Source organism: Micromonospora sp. NPDC049201 (genome assembly GCF_055586805.1).
The window spans coordinates 256911-274818 of sequence record NZ_JBVJHM010000001.1; the positions used below are offsets into that span (position 1 = coordinate 256911).

Annotated in this window: 16 protein-coding genes; 9 read left to right on the forward strand and 7 right to left on the reverse strand. The window is 74.6% G+C overall.

The window, feature by feature from the left end; all coding sequences use genetic code 11:
• Positions 1–54 precede the first annotated feature (54 nt).
• Positions 55–1467, forward strand: a complete 1413-nt coding sequence (locus tag ACZ6O5_RS00950) for a condensation domain-containing protein (RefSeq protein ID WP_465973850.1) — start codon at positions 55–57, stop codon at positions 1465–1467.
• 15 nt (positions 1468–1482) lie between these two features.
• Here ACZ6O5_RS00950 and ACZ6O5_RS00955 read toward each other — a convergent pair whose 3' ends face one another.
• Together ACZ6O5_RS00955 and ACZ6O5_RS00960 are read right to left on the reverse strand one after the other, a co-directional pair.
• Complete coding sequence (locus tag ACZ6O5_RS00955) at positions 1483–2685, reverse strand: cytochrome P450 (protein WP_465973852.1); 1203 nt, start codon at positions 2683–2685, stop codon at positions 1483–1485.
• A 22-nt stretch (positions 2686–2707) separates the two neighbouring features.
• A complete protein-coding gene (locus ACZ6O5_RS00960) occupies positions 2708–3877 on the reverse strand; it encodes a nucleotide disphospho-sugar-binding domain-containing protein (RefSeq protein WP_465973854.1) in 1170 nt (389 codons plus the stop codon).
• 156 nt (positions 3878–4033) lie between these two features.
• Between ACZ6O5_RS00960 and ACZ6O5_RS00965 the strand changes: the two genes are divergently transcribed.
• Positions 4034–5227, forward strand: a complete 1194-nt coding sequence (locus tag ACZ6O5_RS00965) for a cytochrome P450 (RefSeq protein WP_465973856.1) — start codon at positions 4034–4036, stop codon at positions 5225–5227.
• Between the two features lie 9 nt (positions 5228–5236).
• Here the strand turns inward: ACZ6O5_RS00965 and ACZ6O5_RS00970 are convergent, their stop codons facing one another.
• Positions 5237–6100 (reverse strand): TauD/TfdA dioxygenase family protein, encoded by an 864-nt coding sequence (locus ACZ6O5_RS00970; protein ID WP_465973858.1) that lies wholly within the window; start codon positions 6098–6100, stop codon positions 5237–5239.
• A gap of 159 nt (positions 6101–6259) precedes the next feature.
• Here ACZ6O5_RS00970 and ACZ6O5_RS00975 point away from each other — a divergent pair, with 159 nt between their 5' ends.
• The 6 genes from ACZ6O5_RS00975 to ACZ6O5_RS01000 all read left to right on the forward strand — a co-directional run bounded on the left by ACZ6O5_RS00975 (position 6260) and on the right by ACZ6O5_RS01000 (position 13526).
• The gene (locus ACZ6O5_RS00975; RefSeq protein ID WP_465973860.1) at positions 6260–7282 is read left to right on the forward strand and encodes a methyltransferase; all 1023 of its coding nucleotides are present in this window, start codon (positions 6260–6262) and stop codon (positions 7280–7282) included.
• Positions 7283–7491: 209 nt separating this feature from the next.
• Positions 7492–8511: a polyprenyl synthetase family protein gene (locus ACZ6O5_RS00980; RefSeq protein WP_465973862.1), complete on the forward strand. Its 1020-nt coding sequence runs from the start codon at positions 7492–7494 to the stop codon at positions 8509–8511.
• Positions 8508–9536, forward strand: a complete 1029-nt coding sequence (locus ACZ6O5_RS00985) for a UbiA family prenyltransferase (RefSeq protein WP_465973864.1) — start codon at positions 8508–8510, stop codon at positions 9534–9536. The genes ACZ6O5_RS00980 and ACZ6O5_RS00985 overlap by 4 nt, the downstream gene beginning before the upstream one ends.
• Positions 9533–11233, forward strand: coding sequence for a prenyltransferase/squalene oxidase repeat-containing protein (locus ACZ6O5_RS00990; protein WP_465973866.1), 1701 nt, complete (start codon positions 9533–9535; stop codon positions 11231–11233). The genes ACZ6O5_RS00985 and ACZ6O5_RS00990 overlap by 4 nt, the downstream gene beginning before the upstream one ends.
• The gene (locus ACZ6O5_RS00995) at positions 11230–12507 is read left to right on the forward strand and encodes an FAD-dependent oxidoreductase (protein WP_465973868.1); all 1278 of its coding nucleotides are present in this window, start codon (positions 11230–11232) and stop codon (positions 12505–12507) included. The genes ACZ6O5_RS00990 and ACZ6O5_RS00995 overlap by 4 nt, the downstream gene beginning before the upstream one ends.
• Positions 12504–13526 carry an aminotransferase class I/II-fold pyridoxal phosphate-dependent enzyme gene (locus ACZ6O5_RS01000; RefSeq protein ID WP_465973870.1) on the forward strand — a complete coding sequence of 341 codons (1023 nt, stop codon included), beginning with the start codon at positions 12504–12506 and terminating at the stop codon, positions 13524–13526. The genes ACZ6O5_RS00995 and ACZ6O5_RS01000 overlap by 4 nt, the downstream gene beginning before the upstream one ends.
• 132 nt (positions 13527–13658) lie before the next feature.
• On the opposite strand, the gene ACZ6O5_RS01005 is transcribed toward ACZ6O5_RS01000, so the two are convergent.
• Genes ACZ6O5_RS01005 through ACZ6O5_RS01015 form a run of 3 tightly spaced genes read right to left on the reverse strand, consistent with a single transcriptional unit; the run spans position 13659 to position 15925 of the window.
• Positions 13659–14438: a GNAT family N-acetyltransferase gene (locus ACZ6O5_RS01005; RefSeq protein ID WP_465973872.1), complete on the reverse strand. Its 780-nt coding sequence runs from the start codon at positions 14436–14438 to the stop codon at positions 13659–13661.
• Between the two features lie 48 nt (positions 14439–14486).
• Positions 14487–15779: an MFS transporter gene (locus ACZ6O5_RS01010; RefSeq protein ID WP_465973874.1), complete on the reverse strand. Its 1293-nt coding sequence runs from the start codon at positions 15777–15779 to the stop codon at positions 14487–14489.
• The gene (locus ACZ6O5_RS01015) at positions 15776–15925 is read right to left on the reverse strand and encodes a hypothetical protein (RefSeq protein ID WP_465973876.1); all 150 of its coding nucleotides are present in this window, start codon (positions 15923–15925) and stop codon (positions 15776–15778) included. The genes ACZ6O5_RS01010 and ACZ6O5_RS01015 overlap by 4 nt, the downstream gene beginning before the upstream one ends.
• A gap of 205 nt (positions 15926–16130) precedes the next feature.
• Between ACZ6O5_RS01015 and ACZ6O5_RS01020 the strand changes: the two genes are divergently transcribed.
• Positions 16131–17033 (forward strand): LysR family transcriptional regulator, encoded by a 903-nt coding sequence (locus ACZ6O5_RS01020; protein ID WP_465973878.1) that lies wholly within the window; start codon positions 16131–16133, stop codon positions 17031–17033.
• Positions 17034–17081: 48 nt separating this feature from the next.
• On the opposite strand, the gene ACZ6O5_RS01025 is transcribed toward ACZ6O5_RS01020, so the two are convergent.
• The gene (locus ACZ6O5_RS01025; protein ID WP_465973880.1) at positions 17082–17900 is read right to left on the reverse strand and encodes a serine/threonine-protein kinase; all 819 of its coding nucleotides are present in this window, start codon (positions 17898–17900) and stop codon (positions 17082–17084) included.
• Positions 17901–17908 lie beyond the last annotated feature (8 nt).

A 17908-nucleotide genomic window follows, 5' to 3' on the forward strand; every position in this document is an offset into this window, starting at 1 on the left:
TAACGGTCCGTCCGGGCGTTGACACGTGCCGATGCGCGTTGCTCTGATAGCCCGGTGATCGCGCAGACGGCCGAGGTGCGGATTCCCGTCCCGTTCGCCGGCCCCGGGGCCGGGACCGCGCCGCTGACCTGGGGTCAGAAGGCGATCCTTGAGGACATGCGGGAGACCGGGTGGACGCACAACGTCAGTGGCGCCCATCCGGTGCCGGCCGGCGTCACGGTCGAGCAGATGGCGGCGGAGCTGGCCGACCTGCTGGCCCGGCACCCGGCGTTGCGGATGCGGCTCGGCACCGACGACCGGGGCGGGCCGTGCCAGGTGGTGTCCGCCGCCGGGGAGACGGTGCTCGACGTGGTGGACGTGCCGGACGACGCCGACCCGGCCGACGTGGCGACGTTCGCCTACCAGCTCGGGCACGCCCGCCTGCTGGCCCCCTACGACCTGTACCGGGACTGGTCGGTGCGGATGGCGGTGGTCCGGCACCGGGGCGCGCCGGTGCACCGGGTGCTGACCTTCGACCACCTGGTGGTGGACGGGACCGCCACGTCGCTGCTCCTGGCGGACCTCGGGCTGGCCGGGCCGGCCGTCCGCCGTGGCCACGACCCGCGCACCGTGCGGATCCTCGACCTCGGGCGGCGTGAGGAGACGCCGCCGCTGCGGCGGGTCAGCGACCGGGCCGTCCGCCACTGGGCGTCGCACCTGCGGTCCGTCCCGCCGCTGACGTTCGGCCCGCCCCGGCCCGGTGGCGGTCGGCGGGGCCACCGGTACTGGCACGGCCGGTTCAGCTCGCCCGCGGCGTACCTCGCGGTGCGTGCCGTCGCCCGGCGGACCCGGACGGACACCTCGCGCGTCCTGCTCGCGGTCATCGCCGTCGCGATCGGCCGGGCCACCGGCGTCAGTCCGCTCACCGCGAAGCTGATCGTGGGCAACCGGTTCCGGCCGGGCTTCGCCGAGGCGATCGCCCCGCTCAGCCAGAACGGCGTGCTGACCGTCGACACCGCCGACACCACCGTGGACGAGGTGGTGTCCCGGGCCCGGCGGGCCTCGATGACCGCCGGCATGTACGCCTACTACGACCCGGCACAGCTCGCCGAGACCGGGGCGCGACTGGACGCGGAGCGCGGCTACCCGGCGCGCGTGAGCTGCCGGATCAACGACCGGCGGGTGACCACCCGGGCGGCGGCCGACGACCACGCCCGCGACGAGCCGGTGACCGCGGACACGTTCCGCCGCCGGGCCGCCGAGACGTTCCTGGTCTGGGACGGCCCGCTGGACCACCTTCCCGAGCAGGCGTTCATCACGGTCGAGGACCATCCGGGGACCGTGCACCTCCAGGTGATCTTCGACTTCGCGAGTTTCACCGAGGCGCAGGCGGAGCGCCTGCTGCGCGGCGTGGAGGAGGTCGCCGTGGAGGCGGCGCTCGACGCGGCGGCGCCGACCCGGGTCACACCCGGGTCGGCCGGCGGCTGACCGGTCGCCTGGCGCTCACCTGTCGTCCCACGTCACCGGCAACGACTCCAGGCTGCGCACCACCAGTCCCGGCCGGAACCGCAGCTGTGACTCGTCGACCGCGAGCCGCAGGCCGGGCAGGCGACGCAGCAACGCGCCCAGCGCCTCCTGCAGTTCCATCCGGGCCAACGCCGCGCCGAGGCAGTGGTGCGGGCCGGCGCCGAACGCCAGGTGCGGGTTGTGCGTGCGGGACAGGTCGAGCGTGTCCGCGCCGGGGAACACCGCCGCGTCCCGGTTGGCCGACGCGATCGCCGGCAGCACCGCCGTGCCGGCCGGCAGGCGTACGCCGCCCAGCTCCACCTCCGCGGTGGTGACCCGGGGCAGCAGCACGCCGTTGTCGCCGAGCTGGATGAAGCGGGACAGCTCCTCGACCGCGCGGGCCACCGCGTCCGGGTCGTCGCCGCGCAGCCCGGCCAGCTGCTCCGGGTGGCGGGCCAGCACCAGCAGGAACAGGTTGAGCTGGTTGGTGGTGGTCTCGTGCCCGCCCACGAAGATGCCGGCGGTGACCGAGACCAGTTCCCGCTCGGTGAGGTCCCCGTGGGCGTCCCAGGCCGCGATGAGCGCGCTCATCAGGTCGTCGCCGGGCCGGCGCCGGCGTTCGACGATCATCTCCTGGAACGCGTCCAGCGCCGCCTGCGGGGCCGCCGGGTCGGCGTCCCAGTCGCCGACAAGCGCGTCGGACCACTCCCGGACCCGCTCCTGGTCGCGTTCCGGGATGCCGAACAGCTTGCTGATCACGTAGATCGGCAGCGGCGCGGAGAGGTGGGTGATCAGGTCGGCCGGGCGGCCCGCCGCCTCCATCCGGTCGATCATGCCGGCCACCAGCGCCGCCACCGTCGGGCGCAGCTCCTCCACCCGGCGCACGGTGAACGCGTGCGACACCGCCCGGCGCATCGTGGTGTGCCGGGGCGGGTCCATGCCGATGAGCGAGTCCTCGGCGAGCGAGCCGAGTTCGCGGGTCGGCCGGTTCGGCCCGGCCGCGGCGGCCCGGCTGAACCGGTGGTCGGTGAACACCCGGCGGACGTCGGCGTGCCGGGTGGCGAGGTACGCCGAAGCCCCGTCGGGCAGCTCGACGCGGGCCACCGGGCAGGTCTCCCGCAACCGGGTGTAGTCCGGTGACGGGTGGTAGATCGTGGGAGCCGGAGCGAGCGGGTACGGAACGGGCTGCGGCTGCGTCATCTGCGACTCCTCTGGCGGCTGGTCAGGTCCGGGTGCGCCGGGCGAGGGCGGTCAGGACCGGCACCACCTCGGCGGGGCTGGGCAGCGCGCGGATCCGGTCCCGCATCGACGCGGCGGCCGTCCGCGCCGGGCCGTCGCCGATCAGCTCGCCGACGGTGTCCCGCAGCGTGGCGCCCCCGGCGTGCTCGGGCGCCAACCAGGTGCCGGCGCCTGTCGCGGCCAGCCGTTCGCCGTTGAAGTGCTGGTCGCTGACCTGCGGCAGGATGAGCTGCGGCACGCCGTACGCGAGCGCGGTCATGGTGGTGCCGGCCCCGCCCTGCTGGACCAGCGCGGCGCAGGTCGGCAGCACCAGCCGGATCGCCAGCGGCGCGTCGGCCAGCCGGACGTTCGCCGGCAGCGGGCCCAGGCCGCGCTGCTGCCGGGGTTCGACCACCACGACGACCTCGGCGTCCAGCTCGGCCACGGACCGGATCACCCGGGTCAGGTCCAGCCGGTCGTGCAGCCCGACGCCGGCCATCATGGTGCCGGCCGTGACGCAGACCCGCGGCCGGGCCGCCGGCCGGTGCAGCCAGGGCGGCAGCACGGCCGTGCCGTTGTACGGCACGAAGCGCACCGGCCGTCCCGGCCGGGCGGTCGGCGCCTGGAGCGGCGGCGGCGCCGGGTCGAGCGTCAGGTCGCCGTGCGGCGACACGTCGGCGGCGGCGAGCCCGAACCGGGCGGCGAGCGGCCCGAGCACCGACTCCGGGTCCAGCCGGAGCGTCACCGAGGAGTCCGGCCCCCACAGGTTCAGCACGCCTGGCACGCCCAGCGCGGCGGCGGCCACCGGCGCGGCCAGGTTGAACGGCTCCCAGACCAGGACGTCCGGTTGCCAGGCCCGGCCGAACGCGACCAGGTCGTCGAGCAGGGCGTCGGCGAACCGGACCACGCCGCCGTCGGCGGTGATCGCCGGTTCCAGCCGGTCCGCCGGCTGGGCCCCGGGCCGGTCCAGGTCGCCCACCGCGCCGATCCGTCCCGCGAACGCCTCGGCGAAGTCGACGTCCTCGCCCAGCGGCACCGCCGCGAGCCCGGCCGAGGTGATCGCCGTGACCAGCGAGGGATGGCTGGCCACCCGCACCTCGTGCCCGGCCGCCTGGAGCGCCCAAGCGAGCGGGACCAGGCTGTAGAAATGCGACCGCCAGCCCCACGTCGACATCAGAATTCGCAAAGGCGCAGTCAAACCCGACCAATCCGCACGTGAAACGGCAGCTCCGGACCACAGATGCTAGGCGATGGATGTCCGTACGCGGAAGGTCGCCGCCACCGTCAATAGATATTGACGCCGGACTAACGTGTGTTGGAGTCTTACCCGATGTCCGACGTGGACCTCGACGTGGCCGTCAATTCCGGCCCGCGCGCCTATCCGTTCGAGCCGTTCACCGGCGATCTGCCCGCCGAGCTGCTCGACATGGTGGTCAGCGACCCGATCAGCCGGGTCCGGCTGCCCGACGGCCGGGCCGCCTGGCTGGTGCTCAGCTACGAGCACTGCTGCACGGTGCTGGCCGATCCCCGGTTCTCCCGGCTGCCGCTGGGCGCGACCGAGGCGTCGGGCGCCACCGGCCCGCGGGAGCTGAACATGGACGGTCCGGCGCACGCGGTGGTGCGCCGGGTGGCCAGCCGCGCGTTCACCGCGCGCCGGATGGACACGTTCCGGCCCCGGGTACGACGGCTGGTGGACGGTCTGGTCGACGCCATGCTCGCCGGTCCCCGCCCGGCCGACCTGGTGGCCGGGCTCGTGGCGCCGCTGCCGGTGCACGTGGTGTGCGACGTGCTCGGCGTGCCGGTCGCCGACCGCCCCCGCTTCTACGACTGGATCTCCGGCCTCAACTCGATCACCGCGTACGGCTCCGCCGGCGCCGCCGACGCGCAGGCCGAGCTGCGGGCCTACCTGGCCGGGCAGCTCGCCGGGAAACGGGCGGCGCCCGGCGACGACCTGCTCTCGGCGTGGGTGCGCGGCCAGGACGCGCACGAGCTGGTCGACGCCGAGCTGGTCGAGCTGGCGATGGGAGTGCTGCTCGGCGGCCTGGAGATCAACTCCACGAGTGCCGGCCTGCGCGCGTTGTTCCAGCACCCGGAGCAGTTGGCGAAGCTGCGCGCGGCCCCGGAGAAGCTGTCCGCCGCGACCGACGAGATCCTCCGCTACACGTCGGTGAGCAGCATGTTCCGGGTCCAGGTGGTGCGCGAGGACCTGGTCCTCGGCGGCGTCGCGATGCGGGCCGGGGAGTGCGTGATGGCGCTGCCCTGGGCCGGCAACCGCGATCCCCGGCACTTCCGGAACCCGAACGTCTTCGACATCGACCGGACGCCCACCGCGCCGCACCTGACCTTCGGCTTCGGGCCGCACTTCTGCCTCGGCACGGCGCTGGGCCGGATGCAGGTGGAACTCTCCCTCGGGGTGCTGCTCGACCGGATGCCGGAGCTGGCGCCGGCGGTGCCGGTCGAGGACATCCCGTGGCGGCACGACCGGATGAACGGCGGCATCGCGTCGTTCCCGGTCACCTGGTGAGCGCCGCGGTCAGTAGCTCTCCACCGCGTTGACCCGGTCCGGCCAGTAGCGCTCGCCCGGCGCCGGGGCGTAGTGCTCCCACCGGGGCGGGTCGCCGGCCGGGTGGTCGCCGAGCACGGTGATGCGCTGCCCACGCCGGAGACCGTCGTAGTCGTTGATCGCGTAGTGCTGGGTGACCCGGTTGTCCCACACCGCGACGTCGCCGACCCGCCAGCGGTACCGGCAGGTGAACTGCGGGCTCTCGGAGAACCGGAACAGGTGCTCCAGCAGCGCGTCGCTCTCGGTGCGGGTCAGTTGCGGGATGTGCGAGGTGAAGAGCCGGTTGACGTACAGCGAGCGACGCCCGGTCTCCGGGTGGACGCGCACCACCGGGTGCTCCGCGCGGCTGGTGAACTCGGTGCAGATCCGGATGACGTGGATGGCGGTGAGCCCGTCGAGCAGGTCGCGCAGCGGCGCGGAGAGCGCCTCGTAGACCCGGCACTGGTTGGTCCACATGGTGTCGCCGCCGACCTCCGGCAACTCGGTCAGGTGCAGGATCGACGCGATCGGCGGGCTCTGGTGGAACGTCATGTCGGTGTGCCAGACGTCGACCTTGCCGCCGTCGGTGGAGTCGATGACCACGATCTCCGGGTGCCCCTCCAGCCGGGGCAGGTAGGGGTGCAGCTCGACCTCGCCGAAGCGGCGGCCGAACGCGACGTGCGCCTCGGGGGTCAGCCCGGTCTGGCCGGCCAGGAACACCACCTGGTGCTTCAGCAGGAGGTCGTGGACCAGCGCGAAACCGGCGTCGGTGAGCGTGTTGAGGTCGATGCCGCGGATCCGCGCGCCCAGGGCTCCGGCGACGAGCCGCACGTCGACGGCGGTGGAAGTGGTCATCGATGATCCTCCGGTCTGCGCGCGACGGCCCCGTCGCCGCATTCTTCCACGATCGTGAATGTCCTCACCAGCGTCGTCGTTGACGCGCCGGAGGCCGGCTTGGGATCATTCGGGGCCGCGGGCCATGATCCGGGCCCGTCGGTGGGGGAGGGGAGACTCGTGACGATCGATGCGAACGGGGACCGGGACGCCGCCGCGCGGCTCGACCGGCTCACCGATCTGGCGACCCCGTTCGCGGTACGCACGGCGGTGACCCTCCGCGTGCCGGACCGGATCGCGGCCGGCGTCACGAGCCTGGACGCGTTGGCCGCGGCGTGCGATGCGGACCCGGGCGCGCTCGGCCGGCTGCTGCGCTACCTGACCCACCGGGGCGTGTTCGTCGAGGTGTCACCGGACGTCTTCGCCCTCACCGACGTGGGTGAGCTGCTCTGCGACCGCAACGGCGGCGGGCACGGCGCCGACCTGGACCTCGGCGGTCTCGGCGCGCGGATGGACCTGGCCTTCGCCGGGTTGCCGCACGCGATCCGCACCGGCCGGCCCGGCTACGGGTCGGTGCACGGCCGGGACTTCTGGGCCGACCTCGACGCCCACCCGGACCACCGCGCCTACTTCGACGCGCTGATGCTCAGCCAGCAGCGGTTCACCGCCCCCGAGGTGGCGACGCGTTACCCCTGGGCCGAGGTGACGCACGTGGTCGACGTCGCCGGGGGCTCCGGCGGGCTGCTGCGGGAACTGCTCAGCGCCCACCCGCACCTGCGCGGCACGCTCGTCGACCGCGGCGAGCCGGTGGCGACCGCCGTCGCGACGTTCGCCGAGCACGGCCTCACCGACCGGGCCGCGGGCGTGGTCGGGGACTTCTTCGCCCCGCTGCCGGCCGGCGCGGACGTCTACGTGGTGTCCCGCGCGCTGACCGACTGGAGCGACGACCACGCGACGGCGATCCTGCGCCGCTGCGCGGAGGCGGCCGGCGACACCGGCCGGGTGCTGGTCATCGAGGTGCTCCCGACCGTGCCGCACGTGCCGCACCTGTCCCCGTACGACCTGCGGATGCTGGTGCTGGTGGGCGGTCGCGAGCGGAGCGCCGCCGAGCACGCCGCGCTGGCCGCCGCCGCGGGGCTGGCGCCCCGGCGCACCTGGCACGGCCCCGACGGGCTCACGCTGATGGAGTTCGCGCCCGCCTGACCGGTCGGGCCGCCACGCGTCCCTTACCCACCGGTGCGCCGGGCCGTCGACGATTTGACTGCGCATCGTCCAATTTGCCGAAGAATATCGTCATCGTATTCGCCTCCACCCATGAATCGGCACATTTATCAATGGTTGTTCGTGGGAGTTCCGGCCGGTAACGTCTCGCGTGGCGACTAGCCGAGCCCTCGTGAAAGGGTCGACGCGTCATGACGGTTGCTGGCTTCACGAGATATCCGCCCTTCATCGACGACCTCGCCCGCAGCGAATCGGGGCGGCTGCTGCACGCCGAACTTCTCCGGCGGTGGCCGGAGACGGCCGAGCAGCCCGCCGCGATCGCCCGGTACGCGCTGCTGCCCGCCGGCAAGCTGCTCCGCCCGATGATGACGCTGCACGCCGCGGAAGCGGTGGGCGGGTCTCCCCGGGACGTGCTCGCCGCCGCGCTCGGCATGGAGTATCTGCACGTCGCGACGCTCGTGCACGACGACATCATCGACGCCGACACGATGCGCCGCGGCCGGCCGGCGGTCCCGGTCGCGTTCGGCATCCCGAACGCCATCGTGACCGGCGACCACCTCATTTTCCAGGCGTTCCAGGCCATCGTGGACGGCGGCGGCGCGGTCCCGCCCGGCCACGTCGTCGCCGCGGTCACCGCGTTGGCCGAGGCGGGACAGGACCTGTGCCGGGGCCAGGCCGTCGAGGCCCAGCTCGTCGGCGACCTGGACGCGGGCGCCCGGTGGTACGCGGAGATGATCCGCCTCAAGACCGGTTCCCTGTTCCGCGCCGCGTGCCACATCGGCGCCCTGCTCGGCGGCGCGGAACCGGGCGTGGCGTCCGCGCTGGCCCGCTACGGCGAGCACCTCGGCACGGCGTTCCAGATCCGCGACGACCTGCTGTCCTACGTCGCCACCCCGGAGCAGACCGGGAAGCCGGCGACAAGTGACCTCAACAACGGCCGACCGACGCTGCCGCTGCTGCTGGCGTACGACGCGGCCACCGACACGGATCGCGTCGAGCTGATGGCGGTGCTGCACCGGCGCGGTGCCGGCCCCGGCGACGTCGAGTGGGTCACCGCGCTGCTCCGCGAGGTCGACGCGGTGGCGGGCGCGCGCCGACGGATGACGGAGCACGCCGAGCGGGCCCGGGCCGAACTGGCCGTGCTCGCCCCCTCCGCGAGCGCGGACGTGCTGGCCGGCATCGCGCGTTGGATGACGAGCGAGATGGCGTGAGGGCCGCCCGGGCGCTGCGGGCGCACGTGGAGACCTGGCGGCCCTACACGCTCTGGTACGTCGGGCTGGTGGGTCTCGGCGGGGCGGCGGTGGTCGACGGAGCCCACCATCCGTGGCGGCTCCTGTCGGCCTGGGCGGCGCCCACCGCCGGCTGGCTCGGCGGCCACTACCTCGGTGACTGGTTCGACCGGGAGCTGGACGCCGGCAGCAAACCGCACCGGCCGATCCCGTCCAGCCGGCTGGGCGCGCGTACCGCGTTGGGGTGTGGCTTCGCCTGCTTCGCGGTCCTCGCGGTCCTCGCGGTGGCCGGCGGCTGGGGCACCACGACGGCGGCGCTGCTGGCCGGCTGCGGCATCGTCGCCTACAGCCGCTGGTTCAAGGCCCGCGGGTTCGCCGGCAACCTGGTGCGCGGCGGGCTCGGCGCGGTCGCGCTGCTCTACGGCGCGCTCGCCGTCGGGCTGCCGGCGGACCCGTCAGCGGTCCTGCCCGTCCTGCTGGCGCTGACCGTCACGTTCTGGGCGCACGACGCCATGTCCAACCTCGTCGGGGCGCTGCGGGACATCGACGGCGACCGCGCGGGCGGCTACCGGACGCTGCCGGTCGGGCGCGGTGTCCCGTTCGCGGTCCGGACCGTGCTGGCGCTCTACGCCGGCACGCTCGGCGCGGCCCTCACCGCCGGCCTGCTGGCCGACCGGAGCGGGCGGGCCGGCTACCTGGCGACCCTGCTCGTCGTCGGCGCCGTGGGCCTCGCCGCGCTGAGGCCGTTGCTGGCACACCACACCGACATGCCCGTCATGGTGGCGCTGCGCGCCCACTCCGTGCTGGTCGTCGAGCGGGTCGTGCTGGCCTCGGCCGTGGTGGGGCTCGGCCTCGGCGTCGCGGTGCAGCTCGTGCTCGCGCTGCCGATGGTGGCGCTGACCTGGTGGGCGCAGCGCGGCATGCGCGCCCGGCACGAACTGGGGCCGGCCCCCGCCGACCTGGCCCTGGCCACCCCCCGTCGAATGTCCCTGGAGGACGCGCCATGACCGCTGTCACCGCCGAGGCCGTGGGGCGAGCGATCACCGCCGGCGCCGAGGCGCTGCTGCGCCGCCGACGCCCCGACGGCGTCTTCGGCGACGACCCGCCGGCCTCGGTGCTGGGCACCGCCGGCGCGGTGGCCGCGCTGCACGCCGCCGACCCGGTGGGCAGCGCCGACTTGGTCGACGCCGGTGCCGGCTGGCTGCGCCGGCAGCAGCACGACGACGGCGGCTGGGGCGGCGTGGTGGGCGCGGAGAGCGAGGTCGTCCCGACCGCGGTCGCGGTCGCGGCGCTGGCGCTGAGCGCCCCGGCGGCCAGCGCCGAGGCGATCGCCGCCGGCCGGGCCCGGCTGGCCGGGATGGGCGGCGTCGACGCGGTCACCGACCGGGCCATCTCGCTGCTCTGCCGCCAACTGCTCACGATGGCCGGGATGACCGCCGAGGCCGGTCCGCTGCGCCGGCTGCCGCTGGAGATCGTGCTGTTCGACCGGGTCCGCCGCCGGCGGCTGTCGTTCCGCACCGCGCCCTTCGTCGGGCTCGCCCTGATGCAGGCCGACCTGCTGCCCGCCGGCCGCCTGCGCCGGGCCACGCTGCGCCGGGCCCGCCCGGTGGCGGTCCGCCTGCTGCGCGCCATCTTCGACCACGAGGGCCGCACCGGCGCGTTGAGCGAGGACCCGTGGCCCGCCGCGCTGGTGCTGCTCGGGCTGGCCCGCAGCGGCGAGGCGCCGGACATCGCCGCGGCCGTGGTCGGCTGGCTGCGGCGGGCGGTCCGCCCCGACGGCGCCTGGGACGCCGTGACGAACCTGGACCTGACCCGCTCCGGGTACGCGGTCACCGGCCTGATCGCCGCCGGGTACGCCGCCGACCCGCGGCTGCGGGCCACCCGCGACGTCTTCCACGCCACCCAGAAGCCCACCGCCTTCGAGGTGCTGGACGTGCCGCCGGGCGGGTGGAGCTACTCCAACGTGGGCGGCTGGCCGGTGACACTGGAGTCCGCCGAGATCCTGTCGGCGCTCGCCGGCTATCCCGACGCGGACACCGACCCGGTGCTGCGTACCGGCCTGGCCTGGCTGGTCGACCGCCAGGACAGCCGCGGCTCGTGGAGCCTGTGGGTCCGCGACACGCAGCTCGCCAACGACGGTCCCTGCCCGGCCATCACCAGTCAGGCGATCCTGGCCCTGCACGACGCCGGCCATCCCGACGACCACCCGGCGATCGCCCGGGCGACGGCCTGGCTGCTGACCCGTGCGGCGCCCGACGGCACGTTCGAGAACCTCTGGTACCGCGACCACACCTCCGGCACGGCCGTGGTGGTGGGCGCGCTGTCGCGGGTCGGCCACGCCCGGCACGAGGTGGTGCGACGGGCGGTCCGGTGGCTGCGCGGGACGCAGTTGCCGGACGGCTCGTGGGGCCCGGGCGACGGTACGCCCGGCACGGTCGAGGAGACGTCGTGGGCCGTCCAGGGCCTGCTCGCCACCGGCGATCCCGACGTCGAGGCCGCCGTGGAGCGGGGCGTCGCCTGGCTGGTGGCGGCGGCCGGCCCGGACGGCGGGTGGCCGGCGGCCCGGGTGTGCAACTACATCCGCCACCACATGCGCTACCCCAACGCGGTGATCACCCAGGCGGTCGCGTTGCGCGCGCTCGGCGAGTACCGCCGGGCCACCGCCGGACGGCCGGACGTCGCGCCCGGCGCGGTGGCCCGATGAGCCCGGACGTCGTGGTGGTGGGCGCCGGCGCCGGCGGCCTGGCGACCGCCCGCGCGCTGGGCGCGCTCGGGCTGCGGGTGCTCGTGCTCGACCGCCAGCGCACCCCCGCGTCGATCGCCAAGGGCGAGATCCTCCAGCCCGAGACCGTCCGCATCCTCGACTCGTGGGGGGTCCTCGACGCCCTGCGCGCCACCGGCGCCCGCCCGGTCGGGCGGCTGGCCATCCGGGACCCGGACGGCGGGCCGCTGCTCTGCCTCGACTACGCCGGCCTGCCGGGCGGGTACCGGGAGATCCTCTGCGCCGACTACGGCGACCTGCGTGGCGTGCTCGCCGACGGGCTGCCCGCCACCGTGGAGGTCCGGTGGGGCCGGCGGGTGACCGGCCCGCTGCGTGCCGACGACGGGCGGGTCACCGGCGTCCGGGTCGCCGGCGACGGGGGCGAGCAGGACGTTCCGGCGGCGCTGGTGGTCGCCGCGGACGGCATGTCCTCCCCGCTGCGACGGGCGGCCGGCGTGACTGTCGAACGCCGCGAGTACCCGCACGGCCTGGTCGCGTTCGACGTGGCCGACGCCGAGGTGGCCGACGAGGTGACGGCGTACCGGACCGGGCGCGGCCTGTGCCTGGTCTACCCGCTGCCCGGCGGACGGTGCCGGCTCTACGTCCAGGTGACGGGGGACGAGTTCCGGGGCCGGGCCGACCTGGGCGCGTGGTGCGACAGGCTGCTCGCCGACGTGCCGGCGGTCCGGCCGATCGGCGCCGCGATCCGGGCCAGCCTGCACCGCCGCCAACTCCTCGCGGTCTACCGGTTGCGCACCGACCGCCTGGCCGTGCCCGGCCTGGCGCTGGTCGGCGAGGCGGCGCACGCGGTGCACCCGATGGCCGCGCAGGGCGTGAACAGCTCCCTGGGCGACGCGGAGACGCTCGCGGCCAGCCTGGCGGCCGAGGGCGGCACGCCGGCGCCGGCGTCCGTCGACCGGGCGCTGCGGGCCTTCGAGGCCGCGCGCCGGCCCCGCCTCGACCACGTCGCGACCGTCAGCCACAACGCCTCGCGCATGATCACCAGCGTCTCCGGGCTGCCGAAACTGCTCGGCGTACGGATGATGCGCCGCACCGCCGCCAACCCGAGGCTGCTCGGGCTCACCGCCGGCAACCTCTCCGGCACGGACGTCCGGCCGCTCTCCCTCGTCGACCGGCTCTACCAGCTCGGGCTGCTCACCGATCGGCACGCCCGCGTCCCGTCCCCGCCGGCCCCGTCCAGAAGCGAGCGATCATGACCCCTGCCACCGCCGTCGACACGCCGCCGGTCGACCTGTCGATGAACGAGACGCCGTACCCGCCGCTGCCGGGCATCCGACGGATCGTCGCCGACGGTGCCGCGACCCTCCAGCGGTACCCGGACCGCACCTCGTCGGCGCTGGTGGCGGCGCTGGCCGCCCGGCTGGCGGTGGGGCCGGAGTCGATACTGGTCGGCCCCGGCTCGGCCGGGCTGTGCCAGCACCTGGTGCAGTCGCTGGGCCCCCGGCCGGAGGTCGTCCACGCGGCGCTGTCGTTCGAGGGCTACCCGCTGATCGTCCGCAACGCCGGCGCGACCGCGGTGCCGGTGCCGCTGGACGGTTACGACCACGACCTGCCCGCGATGGCGGAGGCGGTGACCGACCGGACCCGCTGCGTGCTGCTCTGCCACCCCAACAACCCGACCGGGACGGCGCTGCGCCGCGCCGAGGTGCGCGCCTTCCTCGACCGGATCCCGGCCGACGTCCCGGTCATCGTGGACGAGGCGTACCGGGAGTTCGTCACCGACCCGGACGCGCCGGACGGGATGGAGCTGTTCCGGGCGTACGACAACGTCTGCGTGCTGCGCACCTTCTCCAAGGCGTACGGGTTGGCCGCGCTCCGCGTCGGCTACGCCGTGGTGCCGCCCCGGCTGCTCCCGGCGGCGGCGCTGACCGGGGCGGTGTTCTTCCCGAACGCGCTCGCCCAGGCGGCGGCCGTGGCGAGCCTGGCGCCGGAGGTCACGCCGGAGCTGACCCGGCGGTGCGCGGACCTGGTGGCGGCGCGCGCCGGCCTGACCGACGCGTTGCGGGGCCTGGGGCTCACCGTGGCGCCCAGCGAGGCAAACTTCGTGTGGCTGCCGCTGGGGGAGCGGGCGGTGCCGTTCGCCGACCGGGCCCGGGCGGCCGGCATCCTGGTGATGGCGCTGCCCGGCGCCGGTGTCCGGATCACGGTCGGCTCGGACGAGGCGAACGACCGGCTCCGCGCGTTCGTCCGGGCGGCGCTCGACGAGGGCTTCTGAGCACCAGTGACCGCCGAGGGCCGGCGGCGGCCGAGGCACTCCTGCCGTTGTTCCGCCTGCGGTTCGGCGATGTCCCGCCCGCCTCGGCTTTCGCGATCCACCTCGCCGGCCGCGGCGGCTACCAGGACACCATCAGACGGTCCCCGGCGCGGGCGACGTCAGGCGCTTGCCCATGCTGACGTCGTCGACGTAGCTGCCGTCGATCAGGAACTCGTCGACGTGTCGGCCTTCGACGGCGTAACCGTGCCGTTCGTAGAGCCGTAGGGCGCCGGTGTTGGTCGCCAGGACGCGCAGTCCGATCTTCTTGGCGCCCTGCGCGCCGACACGATGCTCGGCGGCCGCAAGCAGGGCTGAGGCGATGCTCATGCGGCGGGCCGGCTCGGCTACCACCAGGTTCCACAGGCCGAAGACGTGAGCCCCTTCCGGGAACGGGGTCGTCTGGTGGGTGCTGATCGCGCCGACGATCTGGCCGCCGAGCGCGGCGACCAGGTGGGACTCGGGCTTCCGTCGTTCGTTGAAGTACGCCGTCCGCTCCTCGACCCGGGTCGAGGGAAGCCCAGACCCGGCGGTCCACGCCGCACGGTCGAGGGCGAGGAGAGCGCCGTCATCCTCGGTGGTCGCGGGTCGCACCAGGGGCAGCCAGTCGACGACGAGCGAATCCTTGGTCGCGAAGCGCAGCAGGTGGCTGGTGATGGTGTCCTCCACCGCCGCCGCGGCGTCCGCCGCGCCGGCTATGACGATCATGTCGAAGTGGGCTGTCGAGGCCACCAGCAGGCACCTGCCGAGGCTGAAGATGACGGACCCGCGTTCCTCGTCGAGCTCGGTGGGCACCTTGTGCCCCAGGTGCGAGACCAGTTGCTTGAGGTAGCGGTGGGGGCGGTCGGTGACGACGCGTGCGGTCGAGTAGAGCATCTGATGCCTTTCCGGCGGTCGTGACGTCAAAGGTGGCGGGTGCACGGATCAGGCAGTTGTGACTGCATCGGGCACCGGGGCGGGCCTGCTGTGGGTTGCCGGGCTCCCAGGGTCGGAGGAACCACGCAGTGCTGCCTCGACCCGGCGGTTGCTGGTCATGGTCGCCGTGACGGCGGTCATGGCGAGGAGGAGGCCCGCGGCGGCGTAGAGCGGGGTGCGTACGTCGTAGGCGGTGGCGAGCCACCCGCCGAGGAAGGCGCCGAGCGGGGCGGCGCACATGGCGAGCATGCGGGACGTGGAGGCGACCCGGCCCATCAGGTGGGCGGGGACGATCGTCTGCCGCAGGGAGGGGCCGAGCACCATCGTGGCGCCCATTCCCGCTCCGCAGACGGCGAGCGCGAGACCGGCGACGTACGGGTTCGGGGCAGCGGCCAGGCCCAGGATGGCAAGCCCTTCGAGGGCGGCTGTGCAGGTCAGTGCGGCGCCGGTACCGAGTCGTCGGCCAAGGCGGGAGGCGATTCCCGCGCCGAGCAGACCGCCGGTGGCCTCCGCGGTGAGGAGTAGGCCGAAGCCGTAGGTGTCGATGCCGAGGCGGTCGTGGGCGAAGAGGGCGAGGACGGTCTCCACGGCGAGGAAGGCGACGTTCCCGACCGCCGGACGCAGCGCGAGCCCGAGCAGCAACCGATCCCGCAAGACGTACGAGGCGCCGGCTCGCGCCTGTCGCAGCAACGACTCACGGACCTGCGGCACGGGCCGGGACACGGCGGGCAGCGATCGCACGAGCAGTGCGGAGAGCGCGAACGACACCGCGTCGGCGAGCAGCGGAACCGCCCGCCCGAGCGCGAGCAGGGCGCTGCCCGCGGGCGGCCCCGCGAAGCCGGACATGGCGGTCTGGGCGCCGCGCAGGCGGGCGTTGGCGCGCTGGAGGAGCGCGGGCTGCCGGCCGAGCAGGTCCGGCAGATAGGCCGTGGCGGCCGTGTCGAAGAACAGCCCTCCGAGGCCGAGCAGGAAGGCGACGATGGCGAGCAGTGGAATGGTCAGCACGTCGAGCACGGCAGCCGCCGCGGGTATCCCGAGCAGCACCGCACGCGCCGCGTCCGTGACCCACATCGTCCGCCGGCGGTCCCAGCGGTCCACCAGCGCGCCGCCGAGCACTCCGAAGAGCAGCCAGGGCAGCGTCCCCGCGGCCGCGACGACGGCGAGCGCCAGTGGATCCCGCGTCAACGTCAGCGCGAGCAGCGGCAGCGCGGCACGCGACACCCCGTCGCCCAGCGAGGACACCGTCTGGGCGGTCCACAGCCGTCCGAACCCGGTCGGCAACGTCCGAGCGTCCGAGGTCACTTGCCGTCTCCTTCGACCTGCTGGTCAACCGGCTGGCGCGGAGCCGGCTGGATCAGCGCGAGGACCGGCGACGCCTCCAGCGCCTGCGGCCACGCCTCCGGCCGAAAGAGCTGCGCGGCGGCCTGGTGGTCCTCGGCGTTGCTCATCGGTGATGTCCTTGTCCCGAGTCGATCGAGGTTTTTGCTCATGGACGCACGATCGCCCCCCGCCACCGGGAGGAACAACGCGAAAGATCGAACCGCCGCTTAAGCCACCGGTTATCGTTCGGCGCCGAAGCCGTAAACTTTCCCTGATCCACGCAGTTCAGGGGCAGGATCGGGACTACGCAACGACCGGAGGGGAGGCGGCTTGGTGGAGCTGCGCGACATCGAAATCTTCCTGACACTGGCCGACGAACTCCACTTCGGGCGCACGGCCGAACGCCTTCACGTGTCCCAGGCGAGGGTCAGCCAGTCGATCAAACACCAGGAGCGCCGGATCGGCGCTGCCCTGTTCGAACGGACCAGCCGCAGCGTGCGCCTCACCGCGCTCGGCGAGCGACTGCGCGACCGGCTCGACGCGGGCTACCGCGAGATCACGGCAGGCATCGACGAAGCCACCGCCGCCGCCCGCGGGCAGGTCGGCACCTTGACCATCGGCACCTTCGACACCCACCACCGGGAGATCGCGGCCGTCCTCGACCTGTTCCGGCAGCGGCATCCGCGATGCGAGCTGCGCATGCGCGAGATCCTCCCTTCCGACCCGTTCGGCGGGCTGCGTGCCGGCCGGGTCGACATCGGCCTGCTCTGGATGCCCATCCGCGAGCCCGACCTCACCGTCGGGCCAGAGCTGTACACCGAGCGGCTCGTACTGGCCGTCTCCTCCGCTCATCCGCTGGCCGGACGGGACCGGGTCGAGATGGAGGACCTCGGCGATCATCCGGTGGTGGACCTGGAGGGACCCGTTCCGGCCTACGTGTGGCAGGCGCACACCCCGGCCGTGACACCGTCCGGACGGCCCATCCGGCGCGGCACCACCGCGGCCACCCTCGAAGAGGCCCTCACGGCGATCGGCGCCGGCAGCGTCGTGTCCCCCGTCGGGTCATACGCGGCCGCTTCCCGGCAACGTCGTGACCTCGCATTCGTGCCCATCACCGACGGCCCGGTCCTGCAGTACGCCCCGGTCTGGCGCAGCGCCGCAGAGACCACACTGATCCGCGCCTTCATCCACGCCGCCGGAGCGGTACACGCTGGCGTGGCCGCGCCGATGATGTGATCGTGCGGCTGCGTCCGGACGACGGTAGGTCACTTGCGGCCGATCCCGTCAGGGACGGTCGGTGGAGGTCGCCACCAGGCACAGATAGCGCAGTTCGGCGTCGTAGTCGACCACCACCACCCGAGAAGCGGCGTCGTCGGCCAGCCGGTCCAGCAGCGCCCACCAGACGCCGGTGGACGGTTGTCCCGGCGGCACGACCGTGACCGGCCCGCCGGTCGCGGGCCGGACCCCGGCGAGGCCGGGCCCGAGCACCACCGCGACGGCCGCGCGCCCGGCGCCCAGCGCGCGCAACTCGGCCGCCGCCAGATCGGCCACGTCGTCCGGCCCGACGTCCGCGTGCTGCCGGACCGCTGTCACCCGCGCGCTGCCGTCGGCCGGGCCGTCGCCGAGCAGCAACGCCACGGCCCGGTGCCGGTCCGGCACGGCAACCCCCGGGTCGTACGGCAGCACGGACTGCTCGACGACGAGGAGCAGGGCCCGGCGGTACGCGTGGGCACCGGCGATCCGCAACCCGGTGAACGCCGCCGCCGACCCCTGGTCGCAGAGCGCGAAGGACATCGGCGTGCCGGGGCAGACGTGACTGAGGTAGGCCGCGGTGGCCCGGCCGGGCAGCGCGTCGTGCACGGCGAACGCCAGCACCAGCAGGTCGACCGGCTCGTCCTCGGGCACGAGCGCCCCGATCAGCTCGGCGGCCATCTCCCCGTAGGACTGGCCCCGCGCCGCCGCGTCGACCCGCAGGCCGTACGGGCGCACCAGGTCGGTCAGGTACTCGCCGGCGCGTTCGCGCAGCACGGGATCGTCGAGCAGGACCGCCGGGCCGGTGAACTCCCGGCGCGCGGCGCGGATCAGGTGCAGGTCGGTGCCCATGACGCTCC